At 72.9% G+C, this 15,855-nt stretch carries 9 protein-coding genes; 3 read left to right on the top strand and 6 right to left on the bottom strand.

The window, feature by feature from the left end; all coding sequences use genetic code 11:
- Positions 1-239: 239 nt before the first annotated feature.
- Positions 240-1,379, bottom strand: a complete 1,140-nt coding sequence (locus ABEA43_RS04870; RefSeq protein ID WP_345559094.1) for an acyl-CoA dehydrogenase family protein — start codon at positions 1,377-1,379, stop codon at positions 240-242.
- Between the two features lie 13 nt (positions 1,380-1,392).
- Positions 1,393-4,770: an indolepyruvate ferredoxin oxidoreductase family protein gene (locus ABEA43_RS04865; RefSeq protein WP_345559092.1), complete on the bottom strand. Its 3,378-nt coding sequence runs from the start codon at positions 4,768-4,770 to the stop codon at positions 1,393-1,395.
- A gap of 157 nt (positions 4,771-4,927) precedes the next feature.
- Here ABEA43_RS04865 and ABEA43_RS04860 point away from each other — a divergent pair, with 157 nt between their 5' ends.
- Positions 4,928-5,386 carry an Lrp/AsnC family transcriptional regulator gene (locus ABEA43_RS04860; protein WP_345559090.1) on the top strand — a complete coding sequence of 153 codons (459 nt, stop codon included), beginning with the start codon at positions 4,928-4,930 and terminating at the stop codon, positions 5,384-5,386.
- 1 nt (position 5,387) lies between these two features.
- On the opposite strand, the gene ABEA43_RS04855 is transcribed toward ABEA43_RS04860, so the two are convergent.
- The 4 genes from ABEA43_RS04855 to ABEA43_RS04840 all read right to left on the bottom strand — a co-directional run bounded on the left by ABEA43_RS04855 (position 5,388) and on the right by ABEA43_RS04840 (position 9,766).
- Positions 5,388-6,725 carry an FAD-binding oxidoreductase gene (locus tag ABEA43_RS04855; protein ID WP_345559088.1) on the bottom strand — a complete coding sequence of 446 codons (1,338 nt, stop codon included), beginning with the start codon at positions 6,723-6,725 and terminating at the stop codon, positions 5,388-5,390.
- A 63-nt stretch (positions 6,726-6,788) separates the two neighbouring features.
- Positions 6,789-8,003 (bottom strand): LPXTG cell wall anchor domain-containing protein, encoded by a 1,215-nt coding sequence (locus ABEA43_RS04850; RefSeq protein WP_345559086.1) that lies wholly within the window; start codon positions 8,001-8,003, stop codon positions 6,789-6,791.
- A gap of 149 nt (positions 8,004-8,152) precedes the next feature.
- On the bottom strand, positions 8,153-8,992 hold the full coding sequence (locus ABEA43_RS04845; protein ID WP_345559084.1) for a DUF817 domain-containing protein: 840 nt from the start codon (positions 8,990-8,992) through the stop codon (positions 8,153-8,155).
- A 96-nt stretch (positions 8,993-9,088) separates the two neighbouring features.
- Positions 9,089-9,766 carry an adenylate kinase family protein gene (locus tag ABEA43_RS04840; RefSeq protein ID WP_345559083.1) on the bottom strand — a complete coding sequence of 226 codons (678 nt, stop codon included), beginning with the start codon at positions 9,764-9,766 and terminating at the stop codon, positions 9,089-9,091.
- A 171-nt stretch (positions 9,767-9,937) separates the two neighbouring features.
- Here ABEA43_RS04840 and ABEA43_RS04835 point away from each other — a divergent pair, with 171 nt between their 5' ends.
- Together ABEA43_RS04835 and ABEA43_RS04830 are read left to right on the top strand one after the other, a co-directional pair.
- Positions 9,938-11,188, top strand: coding sequence for a C39 family peptidase (locus tag ABEA43_RS04835; protein WP_345559081.1), 1,251 nt, complete (start codon positions 9,938-9,940; stop codon positions 11,186-11,188).
- Between the two features lie 218 nt (positions 11,189-11,406).
- Entirely contained in the window at positions 11,407-15,855 is a 4,449-nt protein-coding gene (locus ABEA43_RS04830) for a caspase, EACC1-associated type (RefSeq protein ID WP_345559079.1), read from the top strand.

Genomic DNA, 15,855 nt, shown 5'->3' with positions numbered 1-15,855 from the left:
CCTCTTCCCCTCCGGCCTGCTCAACGTGCTTGGCGCGGTTCCACTTCTTGAACGTCGTCATCAATCCTGCCCCTCCTCGCCTTGATCTTGTCTCCGGCTCTCTGGGTGGTGGCCGCAATCGCCGACTCGCCTTCGGCATGCTTCTTCTGGAGCGCCTGGCCGAGCGGGAAGCCGCTGTGCCCCATCGAGTGTCGAGGACATCCTGGCGCCCGGGCACGGGGGAAGCACGCGGTCAGAGGCTACTTGGCCAGGTGCCTGCTGATCACCAGCCGCTGGATCTGGTTCGTGCCCTCGAAGATCTGCATGATCTTGGCCTCGCGCATATAGCGCTCCACGCGGAACTCGCGCGTATATCCGTACCCGCCGAAGACCTGCACCGCGTCGGTGGTGACCTTCATCGCGACGTCGGTCGCCACCAGCTTGGCCACACTCGCCTGCCGGCTGTACGCCAGCCCCGCGTCCCGCCGGCGGGCCGCGTCCAGGTACGTCGCCCGCGCGCTGTCCACCCCCGCGGCCATGTCGGCGAGGAGGAACCCGAGGCCCTGGTGATCGATGATCTTCTTGCCGAACGTCTGCCGCTCCTTGGCGTAGGCCACGGCCTCGTCCAGCGCCGCCTGGGCGAGCCCGGTGGCGCAGGCGGCGATGCCCAGCCGGCCGGAGTCGAGGGCGCTGAAGGCGATCTGCAGCCCCTGCCCCTCCTCGCCGAGCAGCCGGTCGGCGTCCAGGACCGCGCCGTCCCAGTGCGCGCTGGTCGTCGGCACGGCGTGCAGCCCCATCTTCTCCTCGGGCCGCCCGAACGAGAGCCCGTCGGCCGCCCCCGGTGCGAGGAAGCAGGAGATGCCCCGCGAGCCCTCCCCCGTCCTGGCGAACAGGGCGTAGAAGTCCGCGATGCCGCCGTGCGTGATCCACGCCTTGTTGCCGGTGATCCGGTAGCCGTTCTCCACCCGCTCCGCCTTGCAGGTGAGCGCGCCCGCGTCGGAGCCGGCCTGCGGCTCCGACAGGCTGTAGCCGCCGACCAGGCGTCCGGCCAGCATGTCGGGCAGCCACCGGTCGCGCTGCTCGGGGGTGCCGTAGGCGGCCACGGGGAAGCAGGCGAGCGTGTGCACGCTGGTCGCGACCGCGACGGCGGCCCACCGCATCGCCAGCTCCTCGATCACCTGGAGGTAGACCTCGTACGGCTGCCCGCCGCCCCCAAGCTCCTCCGGGTACGGCAGCCCGAGCAGCCCCGCGGCACCCAGCGTGGCGAACAACCCGTCCGGGTACGTCTCGGCGCGCTCATGCTCGTCGACCCGGCGCGCGAGCTCCTTGCCGGCGATCTCGCGGGTCAGCTCGATGAGGTCCTTGGCGTCCTGGTCGGGCAGCAGGCGGTCGACTGTCACGGTCACTCCTGGCTCAGGCGGGGTGTGCGGCGGCGGGCTCGCCCAGCCGCGTCAGGGCGGTGCCGGCGCGCTCTCGGAACTCGGCGACCCTGGCGAGCTTGATGTCCTCGTACCCGCGGATCAGGTCGGGCAGGCCCGCGATCTCCTCGACGGCGTCGGCGGTGCCGGGAGTGAGCCGGGTCAGGGCGGCGCGCATCAGGTCACGGTACTCGGCGACGAGGGCGCGTTCGACGCGGCGTACCTTGGCCAGGCCGAACACGTCGAACGCCGTGCCCCGCAGCACCTTGGCCGCCCGCAGCCCGCGGAACAGGACGCCGGCCGAGCGGCGTACCTCGATCTTGCGCTTCATGCCCATGGCGCGCAGCAGCGGCGGGTGCAGCAGCACGGACACGACCGCGCCCCGGCCGAACTCGCGCTCCCTGCGCGCCTTCTCGGCCGGGTCGAGGTGCAGGCGGGCGACCTCGTACTCGTCCTTGTAGGCCATGAGCTTGTGCAGGCCGCGGGCGTAGGCGAGGGCGATCGCGGCGCCCGCCTCCGCGCCCGCCCGCTCGGCCGCGACGGCCGCCACGTGGCGCACGTCCTCGGTGTACGTACGGGCGTAGGCCGCGTTCTGGTAGCCGGTCAGGTCGGCGGCGCGGGCGGCCACGACCTGGTCGAGCCCCTCGGGCTCGGGCTCGGCGGCGGGCAGCACGGTCTTGCGCACGAGCTCCGGGTCGGCCGCGGCGGCGCGGCCCCAGCGGAAGGCGGCGAGGTTCTGCTCGACGGCGGCCCTGTTGAGGGTGATGGCCCGCTCCACGGACGCGGCCGAGACCGGCAGGCAGCCGTGCTGGTAGGCGGCGCCGAGCAGCAGCAGGTTGGCCGGCATGTGGTCGCCGAACAGGGCTTCTGCCAGCTCGTGGGCGTCCAGGCAGATGGTGCTCCTGGCGGCGGACTCGACGCGGGTGACCGCCTCGGCGTGCCCCGGCACGGCCACCCGGCCGGTGACCATGGCGGCCGTGGGGACGACGGAGGTGTTCAGGACGGCGACGGTGCGCTCGGGGGACGCGACGGCCAGGTTGCCGTCGGCCGCCGACCCGAGCAGGTCGAACCCGATGAGCACGTCGGCGGTGCCCTGCGAGGCGCGGACGGAGCCGCTGACCGGCCGCGGCGAGATCCGCACGTCGCTGACCACCGGCCCGCCCTTCTGGGCCAGCCCGGTCTGCTCCAGCCCGGCGGCGTGCAGCCCGTCGAGATGGGCGGCCATCTGCAGGATCTGCGAGACGGTGACCACGCCGGTGCCGCCGATGCCGGGCATCCTGACCAGCACCTCTCCCCCGGGCCTGGACTCGGGCTCCGGCGGCTCGAAGGGCAGCCCAGGGGTCTCGTGCGCCCGTTTCGTACCCGGCTCGACCAGCAGGAACGACGGGCAGTCGCCCTTGAGGCAGCTCAGGTCGGAGTTGCAGGAGGCCTGGTGGATGCGGGTCTTGCGGCCGTACTCGGTCTCGACGGGCTGCACGGACAGGCACGTGGAGACGTCGCCGCAGTCGCCGCAGCCCTCGCAGACGCGCTCGTTGACCACGACCTTCCTGGTCGGCACGGGCAGCTTGCCGCGCTTGCGCAGCCGCCGCTCCTCGGCCGCGCACCGGTCGTCGTGGATCAGCACGGTCACGCCGTCGAGCGCCGCCAGCTCCTTCTCGACCTCGGGGAGGTCGTCGCGGTGCCGCACGGACGCGTTCGCCGCCAGCCGCACCCCTCGGTACGTCTCCGGCTCCGGCGTCGTGACCACCACCCGCCGCACGCCCTCGACGGCCAGCTCGCGGGTCAGCGCGGGCACGTCCAGCCGGCCCTCGGCGCGCTGGCCGCCGGTCATGGCGACGGCGTCGTTGTAGAGCAGCTTGTACGTCATCGTCACCCCCGCCGCCACCGCGGCCCTGATCGCCAGGGAGCCGGAGTGGTGGAAGGTGCCGTCGCCGAGGTTCTGGACGAAATGCCGGTCGTCGGTGAACGGCGACAGGCCGATCCACTGCGCCCCTTCGCCGCCCATCTGGGTGAGGCCGACCTGGGTGCCGCGTCCGTGCCCGTCGAGCGCGATCATGGCGTGGCAGCCGATGCCGACGCCGACCAGGGTGTCGTCGGAGGTGCGGGTGGAGGTGTTGTGCGGGCAGCCCGAGCAGAAGTAGGGGGTGCGCGCGGCCACCACGGGCAGCAGGCCGCGGCGGCGCGGACGACGGGGCCGTTCGATGCCCAGGCAGGTGGCTACGGCCTTGGCCACGTCCTCGGCGGCGAGCGTGCCGCGGGCGGTCAGCAGCTCCCTGCCGGCGATCGCGGGGGCGCGCTCGCCGCCGTAAAGTGCCTGCTTGAGCTGCCCTTCCAGGAACGGCACCTTGTCCTCGACCACGAGCACCCGGTCCAGGTCGGCGGTCATGGCGGCCAGCTCGTCGTACGCGATGGGGAACGGCATCCCGAGCCTGATCAGCCGCACCCCGAGTGCGTCCAGCGCGGCCTCGTCCAGGCCGAGGTCGGCCAGCGCGCGCAGCACGACCGCGTACGTGGTGCCCGAGGCCAGGATGCCCAGGGCGGTGTTGCCCTGGCCCGACATGATCCGGTTGAGGCCGTGCGCGCGGGCGTACGCGCGGGCCAGGTCGAGCCGGCGGGTGAGCACGTCGTGCTCGGCGTCGAGCGCGGCGGGGCCGAGCAGGATGGGGACCGCGCCGCCCGGCTCGCGCTCCGGGGCCGGGATGCCCGCGCGCAGCGGGCCCAGGTCCACGGTGGCGGAGGCGTCGGCGATGTCCGCGACGATCTTCAGCCCGACCCAGAGGCCGGTGGCGCGGGACATGGCGACGGCGTGCAGCCCGAACTCGACGATCTCCCCGACCGAGCCGGGCGCGAGCAGCGGCATCGACAGGCTCTGGCACATCGGCTCGCACGAGCTGGGCAGCGTGGAGGACTTGCAGCCGGGGTCGTCGCCGATCCAGGCCACCGCGCCGCCCAGGGCCGCGGTGCCGGCGGTGTTCGCGTGCCTGATGGCGTCGGCGGCCCGGTCGAGGCCGGGGTTCTTGCCGTACCAGAAGCCGGTCACGCCGTCGTGGCGCCGGCCCGGCACCTGGCCGAGCAGCTGGGTGCCGGCGACGGAGGTGGCGGCGAGCTCCTCGTTCAGGCCGGGCTGGAACACCACGCCCGCCTGCTCCAGGAACCTCCGCGCGCGTCCCATCTCCAGGTCCACCCCGCCGAGCGGCGAGCCCTGGTACCCGGACACGAACACCCGGGTGTCCAGGCCGCGCTCCTGGTCGAGGCGGCGCTGTTCGAGCGTCAGGCGGATCAGGGCCTGGATGCCCGAGATGAGCACGCGGCCGTCGGCTGCCGTGTATTTGTCGTCGAGCGACACGGGGGCGGGAGTCTCGCTCACGCTCACGCGGACCTCCTGGCTTCGTACGTGGGTAACTCCCAGCACAGCAACACGGGCAGCTTTTGCGCAAGTATTAGATGCAATGTACGGCGAAAGATGCAAACAATGTGAGGGTCCGGGCTTCGCGGCCGATGTTCTTTGCGCCTGAGAGAGAGGTTCTCACATGGCCGAGGTGGACGACATCGATCACCATGTGCTGCGGCTGCTGCGGGAGGACGGGCGCAGGACGTTCTCCGAGATGGCGGAGCTGGTCGGGCTGTCGGTCGCGGCCGTCAAGCGGCGGGTGGACCGGCTGCGGGAGCTCGGCGTGATCACCGGGTTCAGTGTGCAGATCGACTACTCCAAGCTCGGGTGGGGCATCGAGGCGTTCACCGAGCTACGTTATCCGGGCACGACGCCGGTCAGCGAGATCATCCGCACGGCGACGGACGTGCCCGAGGTGCAGGCGGTGTTCACGATCGCCGGCGATCCCGACGCGCTGATCCACGTACGCGTGCGGGATCTGGGGCATCTCCAGCAGGTCATCGACCGCCTGCGCACGGCGGGGAACGTGACGGGGACGAAGACGCTGCTGGTGCTCGGGTCGTGGAGCCGGGACGGGAAGCCGCCCCGCACGCGATGAGTCAGGCCCGCGGCGGGATGTTGAAGTTGACGCGGAACAGGTTCGACGGATCGTGGGCCGCCTTGATCCGCCGGAGCCGGTCGAAGTCGGCCGGCGCGTAGGCGGCGCGCACCCGGTCGGTGCCCGTGTCCTCCACGCCCATGAAGTTCAGCACCGCGCCGCCCGTGCACCAGGGGCGCAGGGCGCCGAACAGCTCGTCGCGCCGCCGCCGGCTCTCCTGCGCGGCATCGGTCCCGACGAACAGCGAGTAGGCGGCGTCCCGGCCTCCGACGCAGTTGGGCGGCTCCGGGGCACGCGCGTAGGCGCCTTCGAAGTGCCGCAGCTCGGCGATGAACGGGGCTTCGGCCTGCGGTCCCGCGAGCGAGACGAGCGCGGCCACGCCGTCCTCGTCCAGCGGGCGCAGCAGCACGTTGCGGTCATAGGCGACGAAGGGCATGGCCGTGGGCTCGTGGTGGATGGTCCCGACCTCGGCGTACGGCATGTCCCGTATGGTGTCCAGCAGGCGCGGGCCGAGCTCGCGCAGTGGCCGTACCAGCTCGGCTCCGTCCTCCGGGCGGCCGCTGTAGGCGATCCTGACGTGGGCCATGAACCGGCCCCTGAGCGGCTCGGGGACGTCGGGCAGGTCGGGATTGGCGGCCAGCAGCACCGAGGAGGCCATCTCCTCCGGCACCCCTCGCGTCCACTCGGCGTAGGCGCGCAGCACGCCCGGCACGGACTCGGCGGGGAAGTACAGGCCGCCGCCGTACAGGCGCGGGACCGGGAACAGGTCGATCTCCATGGCGGTGACCACGCCGAAGTTGTCCTTGCCGCCGCGTACCGCCCAGAACAGGTCGGGGTGCCGCTCGGGCGTGACGTCGCGGACCTGGCCGTCCGCCGTGACGACCCGCAGCCGCCGCACGTGGTCGGCGGCGAAGCCGTACCGGCGGCCGAGCAGGCCCGCGCCGCCGCCGGTCAGGTAGCCCACGGCGCCCACGTTCGGGCTGGAGCCGTTGAGCGGCGCGAGCCCGTGCGGGGTGGTCTGCTCCAGTACGCCGGCCCAGCGCGCGCCGGCCTCGACCCAGGCGGTACGACGCACCGGATCGACGCGGACGCCGGTCATGCGGCCGGTGTTGATCAGGACGGCGTCGTCGGCCGTTGCCGAGGGTCCGTGCCCGGAGGCCAGCACCGCGACGGGCCGTCCGCGCCCGGCGGCCAGCCGTACGGCGGCGGCGACGTCCTGCTCGGTGGCGGCGGTCAGGACGTGGGCGGGGCGGGACTCGGCGGCCCGGTTGATGCCGAGCCGCTCGTCGTCATATCCGTCCTGCCCCGGATGGAGGATTCGGTCGGTGAGAATGCTCATGTACGTCACCGTAGGAAGCGCGGGCCTGCCCGGTCTTGCACGAATCGGACATCCGGCGGGCCGTCACGGGGTGCCGTCGGTGGGCTCACGGCGGGAGAAGTAACGGACGAGCAGGCCGACCGCGAGGAGCACGGCCACGCCGAGCCAGAGCATCCAGACCGAGACGCCGGTCATGGGCAGGGTGTCCCTGTCCTCGCGCGGGGCCGCGACCTCGTCCCCGGCCTCCGGCCTGGGGGGCGGCGGGCCCGCGTCCTCCACCGTTCCGCCCTCCTGAGGGCCCGGCTCGGGGCTCTCGTCCGGGCCCGCGGCCACCGGGCTCTCCGCAGGGGTCGCGGCGGGTGTCCCCGGCGCTGTGGGCGTCACCGTGAGCGTCGGGCTCGGCGTGGGCGTAGGCGTGGGCGGGCTGGGCGTCGGGCTCGGGGACTGCGCGGGCTTCACGGGCTCCACGGCGGTCTCCGCGCAGGAGCGGTTGTTCGCGGTGTTCTCCTCGCGGCTGCCGGTGTAGACGGCGGCGCAGTTCTCGATCACGCCGGTGACGTCGGGCGCGACGGTGAAGGCGAACGTCCTGCTCTCGGCGGGGGCGAGCGTCCCGAGGGGGCAGGTGAGGGTGAGGCCGCCGCCCGGGCATTCGGCCGGGCGGTCGATGATCGTGGTCCGGTTGCCGTCGGTCTCGTCCTGCACGGTCACGTCCACCGCCTGCGAGGGGCCGTGATTGGTGACGGTCAGGATGTAGGTGATGGTGCCGTCCGGGTTCACGGAGGCGGGGGCGGTCTTGGTGATCTCGGCGTCGGTCAGCGTACGGGTCTGGCTGACGAGCTGGGTGGCGTCCTCGGGCACTCCTGAGGCCGAGACCTGGGCGCGGGTGCGCACGTTCGTGCCGTCGGGCAGGGCCGGGTCGGTGGTGACGGGGATCCGGTACGTCACGCTGTCCCCCGGGCCGATCGTCAGGCCCGGGCCGCCGCAGGCGATGCTCCGGCCGGCGCTGGAGCAGCCGGCGGGGATCCTGACGAGGGTGACGTCGGGGTCCAGGACATCGGTGATCCGCACGTTCTCGGCGTCCTGGTCGCCGGTGTTCGTGACGGTCACCGCGTAGACGGACTCGCCGCCGATGATCATGGGGTTCGGGGCGACGCTCTTGGCGATCCGCAGGCTCGCGCTCCGGGGCACGGGGGCGACGGCGTCGTGGACCGGCCGCGCCGCCACGGATCCGGCGGCGGGGGCGACGCAGCCGCTCAGCGCGGCGAGCGCGATCGTCGCCGCGATCTTGGGCATGCTCATCTCGTTCTCCCCGCGTGAACGTTCCGTGCCTGCTCGACCCGGTGCGATCCTCCTCGTACGGAACCCGTGCGCACCGGCGACCACACCCGACCCATGCACCGCCGTGGCCGAGTCTTTGCCCCCGGGACGCCCCCGCCACGCCGCGGTGGTCAGCGGTCGCCGGGTGCTTGCGGGATCCGGCGCACCGGCAGCGCCCAGCCCCGCGAGGCCCCCCGCGACGCCGCCGTCAGGTGCAGCCGTCCCCGGCTCGCCTGCCAGGTGGCCACGATCACGAACGTGACGCTGACCAGCAGCGCCCAGGCCCCGAACTTGGCGGGGTGGACCAGCCGCCAGGTCTCCCGCTGGTACGGGTACTGCCAGGCGCCGAGGAAGGTCGCGAGGTTCTCGGCCACCCACAGGAAGAACCCGATGAGCGCGAGCGACAGCACCAGCGGCATCTGGTAGCGGTGCCCGCCCACGATGAAGTGCACCACCGTCCCCCACGTGACCAGGACGAGCGCGAAGGCGAGAGGAACCCGCAGGTCGATCCACCAGTGCTGGCTGACGAAGTTCACGTAGATCGCCAGCGCCACCAGGGTCACCGGCACCGTCCGGTAGGCCACCAGGCGCAACGAGAAGATCCGCCAGGCCGTGCAGACGTAGCTGCCCACCGCGGCGTAGAGGAACCCGCTGTACAGCGGCACCCCGCCGACCTTGGTGCAGGCGTCCTCCGGATAGCTCCACGACCCGAGCCGTACCTTGATCATCTCAAAGGCGAGCCCGACCAGGTGGAACCCGGCGATGACCACGGTCTCCGCGGTGCTCTCCCACCGCAGGACGCGGAAGAGCACCGTGACGCCCACGGCGTAGACGAGCAGCGCGTCGTAGCGCGGGATCGGCAGCGGCAGGACCGACGACACGGCCAGCCCCGCGAACAGGGCGACGGCGAACGCGCACGACCTGGCCTCGGCCCACGCGAAGCGGAGCAACTGGGCGGCGAAGAACCTCACGCCCCCATCCGATCCTCCGAATGCGCCGAGGATCACCGGACTTGGCGGAGGTTGAGTGCAGATATTGGAGAAACTTCCGCCTTCGCGGCTCTAGCTCTAGCCGGACAGCCGTACCGGCTCCTCCTGGGACGGGAGGTACGGCGGGAGGTTGAAGCGGGTGCGGATGGTGCGCTGGACGGTGGCCTTGTCGGCGCGGGCGTCGATCGTCATGACGTATTCCTTGCGGCGGAACAGCTCCACCACCGGGTCGATCTTGCTGTGATACTCCTGCAGCCGCCTGGCGAGCGCCTCCGGGCTGTCGTCCTCCCGGCTGACCAGCTCCCCGCCGCACACGTCGCACCGCCCCTCCGTCTCGGGCCGGTGGGCGATCAGGTTGTAGTCCATGCCGCACCGCGAGCACAGCCGCCGCGCCAGGACGCGCCGCCGTACCTCCTCGTCCGGGAGGTCCAGGTGGATCACCCCGTCGATGTCGTAGCTCTCCAGGAAGAACTCCGCCTGACGCCGGTTGCGCGGGAAGCCGTCGATGACGAACCCGTAGTTCCAGTCGTGCTGCTGGAGCCGTTCCCTGACGACGTCCTCCACCAGGTCGTCACCCACCAGCTCACCCGCCGCGACCAGCCGGCGGACCTGCGCGCCGAGCTTGGTGTGGTGTTTCACATGCCAGCGGAAGATGTCGCCGACGCTGATGTGCACCAGATCGAGGTCGCCGGCGAGCAAGGCGCTCTGCGTGCCCTTGCCGCTGCCCTGCACCCCCAAAATCACATATTTCCGCATGTCCTGCTTCCTGTGGTCAGCTCATTCTCCCGAGTCACCCTTCCATCCGGGTTCATGCCGTGAGAAGTCATGGATCCGATGGTTCATGCCGATACGTAGATTTCCCGATGCCTTACCCGCCTGCTGTGCTTAATGTCAGCCGCATCCGGCGCCTTCCAAAAAGGTGAGTACATGCGCGCGCTGACCGTGTTCCTGCTCGGCCTCCTCATCATGACCTTCACCACGGCGGCCGCGAGGGCCGATACCAAACCAGCCGCCGCGACCCCTGACGTGGTCTTCCAGCGGGCCGACTTCGCCACCGGCACCCAGGAGGGCACCACGGCCGGCGACGGGCTGTCGTTCGGCACGGCGGCGGGCACCACCTCCTACACCGACGCGCTCGGCACCAAGACCTGGGAGTACGCCCGCTGGACCGGCCCCGAGCGGCCCGTCGGGTTCCCGGCCACCGAGCTGATCGCCTCCTGGACCGCCGACCTCCCCCAGGGCAGCTGGCTGCAGATCGAGACCCGCGCCAGGAACGCGGAGGGCCTGACCACGTGGTACTCGCTCGGCCGCTGGGCCTACGCCGAAGGCGACATCCGCCGCACCTCGGTGCCCGGTCAGGGCGACGCGGACGCCACGGTCGCCGTGGACACCCTGGTCGCGGCGGCGGGCAAGCCCGTCAGCGCCTACCAGCTGCGCCTGACCCTCTACCGCACGCCGGGCTCGGCGATCACGCCGCGCGTGCGCACGTCCGGCGTCATGGCCTCCAACGTGCCCGAGCGCAAGACCGTGCCGGTCAGCCCGGGCGGCGGCGCGTGGGGGACGGAGCTGGCCGTGCCGCGCCGCTCCCAGAACGTCCACCAGGGCCACTACCCCGAATGGGACGGCGGCGGCGAGGCGTGGTGCAGCCCCACCTCGACCACCATGATCCTCGGCTTCTGGGGCAAGTGGCCGAGCGCGCAGGACACCTCCTGGGTCGATCCCGCCGACCCCAACCCGGAGGTGGACTACGCCGCCCGCTACACCTACGACCACGCCTACCAGGGCGCCGGCAACTGGCCGTTCAACACCGCCTACGCGGGACGCTACGGCATGGACGGCTTCATCACCCGGCTGCGCTCGCTGACCGAGCTGGAACAGCTCATCAAGGCCGGCATCCCGGTCATCACCTCGCAGTCGTTCAAGAAGGGCGAGCTGCCCGGCGCCGGGTACGGCACCAACGGCCACCTGATGGCGATCGTCGGCTTCACCACGGCGGGCGACGTGATCGCCAACGACCCGGCCTCGTCCAGCAACACCGCCGTGCGGCACGTCTATCCGCGGGCCGCGTTCGAGAACGTGTGGCTGCGCAGCTCCAGCAGCGGCGGCGTCACGTACGTCATCCACCCGCCCGGCCACGCCCTGCCCGCCACCACCTCCGGGCTGCCCGCGAACTGGTAGGTCAAGGGCCCGCACCCCTCGACGGCGGGCGAAGACCTGCGTACCCTAACAACCGGGAAACGCGGGCTCGCCCGCTTTTCCCGCATGCGATATGTGCCGATCGGGGGGTCGTCCGGATCAGCCGGCTCGTCCTTTCGGGCCGAAGCTGTCGCCGCACACGGCGCCTCGCCGACAACTGTCACTGTGGCCGACTGATCTCCCATGCCGTGGAGCGCCGGATGACCGAGAACGATTCTGCGACGCAGACCCGGCTCGTACGGCAGGCCCCGTGGAACGGTCCACCCCTGCTGCTGGCCTCGGAGGGGGTCCGGGTCCTGATCGCGGGGACGGGCGCGCACCGCCCCTCGTCGAGCCTGCCGCAGGCTCCCGCGGTCCCGGCGACCCTCACCGACCTCGGCCAGTGCCTGGTCGAGCGGGCGGGGCTCAACCCGGCGAACCTGACGGTGCTGCTCGACCCCGCGACCCCGGCCAACCTGGGCGAGGCGCTGGCCAAGGCGGCGCAGGAGGCCACGTCCGCCCTGCTGTTCTACTACGTGGGACACGGCGTGTTCAGCCCCGACAACGAGCTGCACCTGGCCACGCGCGCCACCGTGAACCTCGCCCAGGGCGTTCCCGGCTACCAGGCGCTCCCGTACGCCGTGGTGCGCGACATCCTGGCGACCTCACGGGCCGAGCGTTCGGTCGTCGTGCTGGACTGCTGCTTCAGGGGCAGCGGCCGGCCGGCTCCCGAGAGCGTGCCGGACCCGGCGTGGCGGGGCGCGTACCTGCTCACGTCGTCCAGCAGGGACGAGAACGCGTGGGCGCTGCCCGGCGTCCGGCACACGGCGCTCAGCGGGGCGCTGCTGAGGCTGCTCAACGAGGGCGAGCAGGGCGGCCCCGCGTCGTTCACGCTCGACCACGTCTACGAGCGCCTGGCCCGCTCGCTGCCCGGCTCGGGCTTCCCCCGCCCGCGCCGCACGGCCGCCGGCTTCGGCGAGCCGCCCGCGCTCGCGGTCAACCCGGCGCACACGCCCCCCAGCGCCCTCCCTGGACCGCCGGTCCGGCCCGTGGCGGTCACCGCCGGGCCGTACCAGGGCCTGGCGGCGTACGGGCCCGAGCAGTCCGCGCTGTTCTTCGGCCGCGAAGACCTGACCAGATGGCTGACGATGCGCGTGCGGCAGGCGTTCGGGCCCGGCGATCCGCTCATCGTGACCGGATCGCCGGGCTGCGGGAAGTCGTCGGTGCTGCGCGCCGGGGTGCTGCCCGCGCTGCGCAGCGAGATGGCCGGCGAGTACGTCGTGCTCGTTCCCGGCGCCGATCCGCTCACCGCGCTCGCCCGCGAGCTGGCCCGGCTCGGCCGCCTCGACCCGGTCCGCCTGCGCGCGATCATCGAGTCGGATCCGGGCGGGGTGCGGCGGGCGCTGCCCGATGTCCCGGGGCGGTTGCTGGTGCTGGTGGACCAGTTCGAGGAGCTGTTCACGGCCTGCGCGAGCGAGCAGGTCAGACGGCAGTTCGTGGCCGCGCTGGCCGAGCTGGCCAAGTCGGCGGCCGTGGTGATCGCGGTCCGCGCCGACTACTTCGGGCGCTGCGCCGTCTATCCCGGCCTGCTGGAGTCGATGCGGCGTCCCGAGATCGTCGTGCCCATGAGCGAGTCGGGGCTGCGCTCGGCGATCGAGGAGCCGGCCGCGCGATCCGGGCTGTCCCTGGAGGCCGGGCTCACCGACCTGATCCTCGCGGACGTCCGGGCCGGGGAAGAGGCGCTGGAGCGGTTGGGGGGTGTGCTGCCCCTGCTCTCCCAGGCCCTGCTGGCCACCTGGCAGCGGCGGATGGACGACGACGTCCTGACGGTCGCGGACTACCAGGCGGCGGGCGGCGTCGCGCGGGCCCTGGCGATGAGCGCGGAGGAGAGCCTGCGGCGGCTCGGCGCGGAGTCGGAACAGATCGCGCAGGAGCTGCTGACCGGGCTGGTCCGGGTGGACGAGCGGGGCGAGGCGTCGCGCAGGCGGGTTCCGCTCGCCGAGCTGCTGCCCGCGACGCCGTCCATCGCGCGGCAGGTGCTGGGCGAGTTCGTCCGTGCCCGTCTCGTCACGGTGGCGGACGACGTCGCCGAGCTCACCCATGAGGCGCTCATCACGGCCTGGCCGCGGCTCGCGAGCTGGATCGGCGCCGACCGGGCCGGGCTGCTCGTCCGCCGCCGCCTGACCGAGGACGCCGAGGCGTGGCAGCAGCAGGGGCAGCCGTCCTCGTACCTGTACGCCGACGCCCGGCTGGCCGCGGCCCAGACGGCCGTCGGTAATCAGGCGATGGCCAAGCAGACGGCCGTCGGCAAGGCCACCGGCAACCAGGCGATGGCCGAGCAGACGGCCGCCGGTAATCAGGCGATGACCGAGCGGGCGGGCACGTCCACGGAGCGCGAGTTCCTCCGGGCGTCCGCGCGCCGCCAGCGCAGGCGCTCGCTCATCGCCCGCGGCGCGATCGCCGCGCTCACCGTCCTGTTCCTGGTGGCGGCGGCCGGCGGCGTCGTGGCGCTGCTCCAGAGCAGAGACGCCGGCCAGCGCGCCACCGAGGCGGCCGCGCAGCGCGACCAGGCGCTCTCCCGCCAGATCGCCGCCGCCGCCAACAGCGCCCCCGACACCTCACTCGGCGCCCAGCTCGCACTGAGCGCCTACCGGCTCTCGGCCACCCCTGAGGCCCGCGGGGCGCTGCTCGGCAGCCTCACCCGCCCGATCGGGGCGCGCATGCTGGGGCACACCGCCCCCGTCGAATCGGTGGCCTACCGCAGCGACGGCCGCGTGGTGGCCAGCGCCTCCGCCGACGCCACCGCCCGGCTCTGGAACGTCGCCGACCCCCTCCGCCCCAAGGCGCTCGGCGTCGCGAAGGGCCACACGAAGGCGCTGACGGCGGCCACGTTCAACGCCACGGGCAAGGTCCTGGCCACCGGCTCCGCCGACGAGACCGCGCGGCTGTGGAACGTCTCCGACACCGCCAAGCCCAAGAGCCTGGCCACGCTCAAGGGGCACACGGACCGGGTGACGTCCGTGGCCTTCAGCCCGAAGGGCGATCTCGTGGCCACCGCGTCCGCCGACAAGTCGGTGCGGCTGTGGAACGTCGCGGACCCCGCCAAGCCCAAACAGGTCTCCGTCGTCCAGCAGAGCACCGCGCTGACCAAGGTCGCCTTCAGCCCCGACGGGCGCATCATCGCGATCACCTCCACCGGCGGCACCCTCACCCTGCTCGACGTGCTCGCCCCCGCGCAGCCCAGCAGCCTGGCGGTGCTGACCTCGCAGGAAGGCGCACTCAGGAGCGTGGCGTTCGCCCCCAACGGCCGATACCTCGCCACGGCCGCCGCCACGGGCGCGGTACAGCTGTGGGACATCACCGCGGCCAAGCTGGCCGGCACCGCGCGCGGGCACCAGGCCCAGGCGGACGACGTGGTGTTCAGCCCCGACGGCGATTTCCTGGCCAGCGCGTCCGCCGACGCCACCGTCGGCCTGTGGGACGTCGAGGACCCGCGCGACGCCCGGCTCACCGCCACCCTGACCGGCTTCCCCGACGGCGTCACCGGCGTGGCGTTCAGCCCGAACGGCCAGAACCTCGCCACCTCCGCCGCCGACGGCACGGCCCGGCTGTGGAACGTCGCCAACCCCGCCCGCGTCGCCCCCCGCACCCGGCTCACCGGCCACACGGCGCAGGTGAACGGGCTCGCGATCACCAAGAACGGCCGCACGCTGGCCACCGCGTCCGACGACAAGACCGTCAAGCTGTGGGACCTCACCGACCCCGCGGTGACCACTCCCCTGTCCACGCTGAGCGGGCACACCGGGCTCGTCCTGGCGGCGTGCTTCAGCCCGGACGGCCGCCGCCTGGCCACGGCCTCGCTCGACGGGACCGTCCGGCTGTGGGACCTCGCCGAGCCGGCCACCCCGAAACTCCTGGGCACGCTCACGGGGCACACGGGCGGGGTGCGCTCCGTCGTGTACAGCCCCGACGGCCGGATGGTCGCGACGACCGGCCGGGACGGCAAGGCCGCGCTGTGGAACGTGGCCGCGCCCGCCGCGCCCAAGCGGGTCTCGGCGCTGGACGGGGTGGACGAGCGGATCGGCCCGGTCGCGTTCAGCCCGGACGGCCGGATGCTCGCGACCGGCTCGGGCTCCGCCTCCGTACGGCTCTGGGACGTGTCGAAGACCGCCAAGCCGCGCCGGCTGGCCGACTTCACCGCGCATGCGGGCGGCGTGCTCGACCTGCGGTTCAGCAAGGACGGCAAGACGCTGGCCACGGCGGCCACGGACGGGACGGCCCGGCTGTGGGACGTCGCCAAGCCCGAGCGCCCGCAGCGGCTGGCCGTCCTGCAGGGGCATGCGTCGGACGTGACCGGGGTCGCCTTCGGCGCCGACGGCACGACGCTGGCCACCGGGTCGCAGGACATGACGATCAGGATCTGGAACGTCTCCGACCGCGCCAAGCCCGTGCTCTGGGCGGTGCTCGCGGGCCAGAGCCCGGTGGGCGACCTGGAGTTCAGCGCGGACGGCAGCGTCCTGGCCGGCACGTCCGGGCTCGCCGCGCAGCTCTGGGGGGTGAACGTCGAGCAGGCGAGCGCGAACGTCTGCGAAGCCTCGGGGACGGCGATCACGCAGGCCGAATGGGCGCAGTACGTTCCCGGGCGTCCGTACAAGGCGCCCTGCCCGTAA

It is taken from the genome of Nonomuraea rosea (genome assembly GCF_039539705.1).
Classification (GTDB): domain Bacteria; phylum Actinomycetota; class Actinomycetes; order Streptosporangiales; family Streptosporangiaceae; genus Nonomuraea; species Nonomuraea rosea.
The sequence above is the reverse complement of the archived record's forward strand: the minus strand, read 5'-3'. Positions and strand labels throughout refer to the sequence as shown.

Coding starts and splice junctions, on each gene's coding strand:
- ABEA43_RS04840 (WP_345559083.1), bottom strand. CDS start 9,766: ATGCGGAAATATGTGATTTTGGGGGTGCAGGGCAGCGGCAAGGGCACG.
- ABEA43_RS04835 (WP_345559081.1), top strand. CDS start 9,938: ATGCGCGCGCTGACCGTGTTCCTGCTCGGCCTCCTCATCATGACCTTC.
- ABEA43_RS04855 (WP_345559088.1), bottom strand. CDS start 6,725: ATGAGCATTCTCACCGACCGAATCCTCCATCCGGGGCAGGACGGATAT.
- ABEA43_RS04850 (WP_345559086.1), bottom strand. CDS start 8,003: ATGAGCATGCCCAAGATCGCGGCGACGATCGCGCTCGCCGCGCTGAGC.
- ABEA43_RS04830 (WP_345559079.1), top strand. CDS start 11,407: ATGACCGAGAACGATTCTGCGACGCAGACCCGGCTCGTACGGCAGGCC.
- ABEA43_RS04860 (WP_345559090.1), top strand. CDS start 4,928: ATGGCCGAGGTGGACGACATCGATCACCATGTGCTGCGGCTGCTGCGG.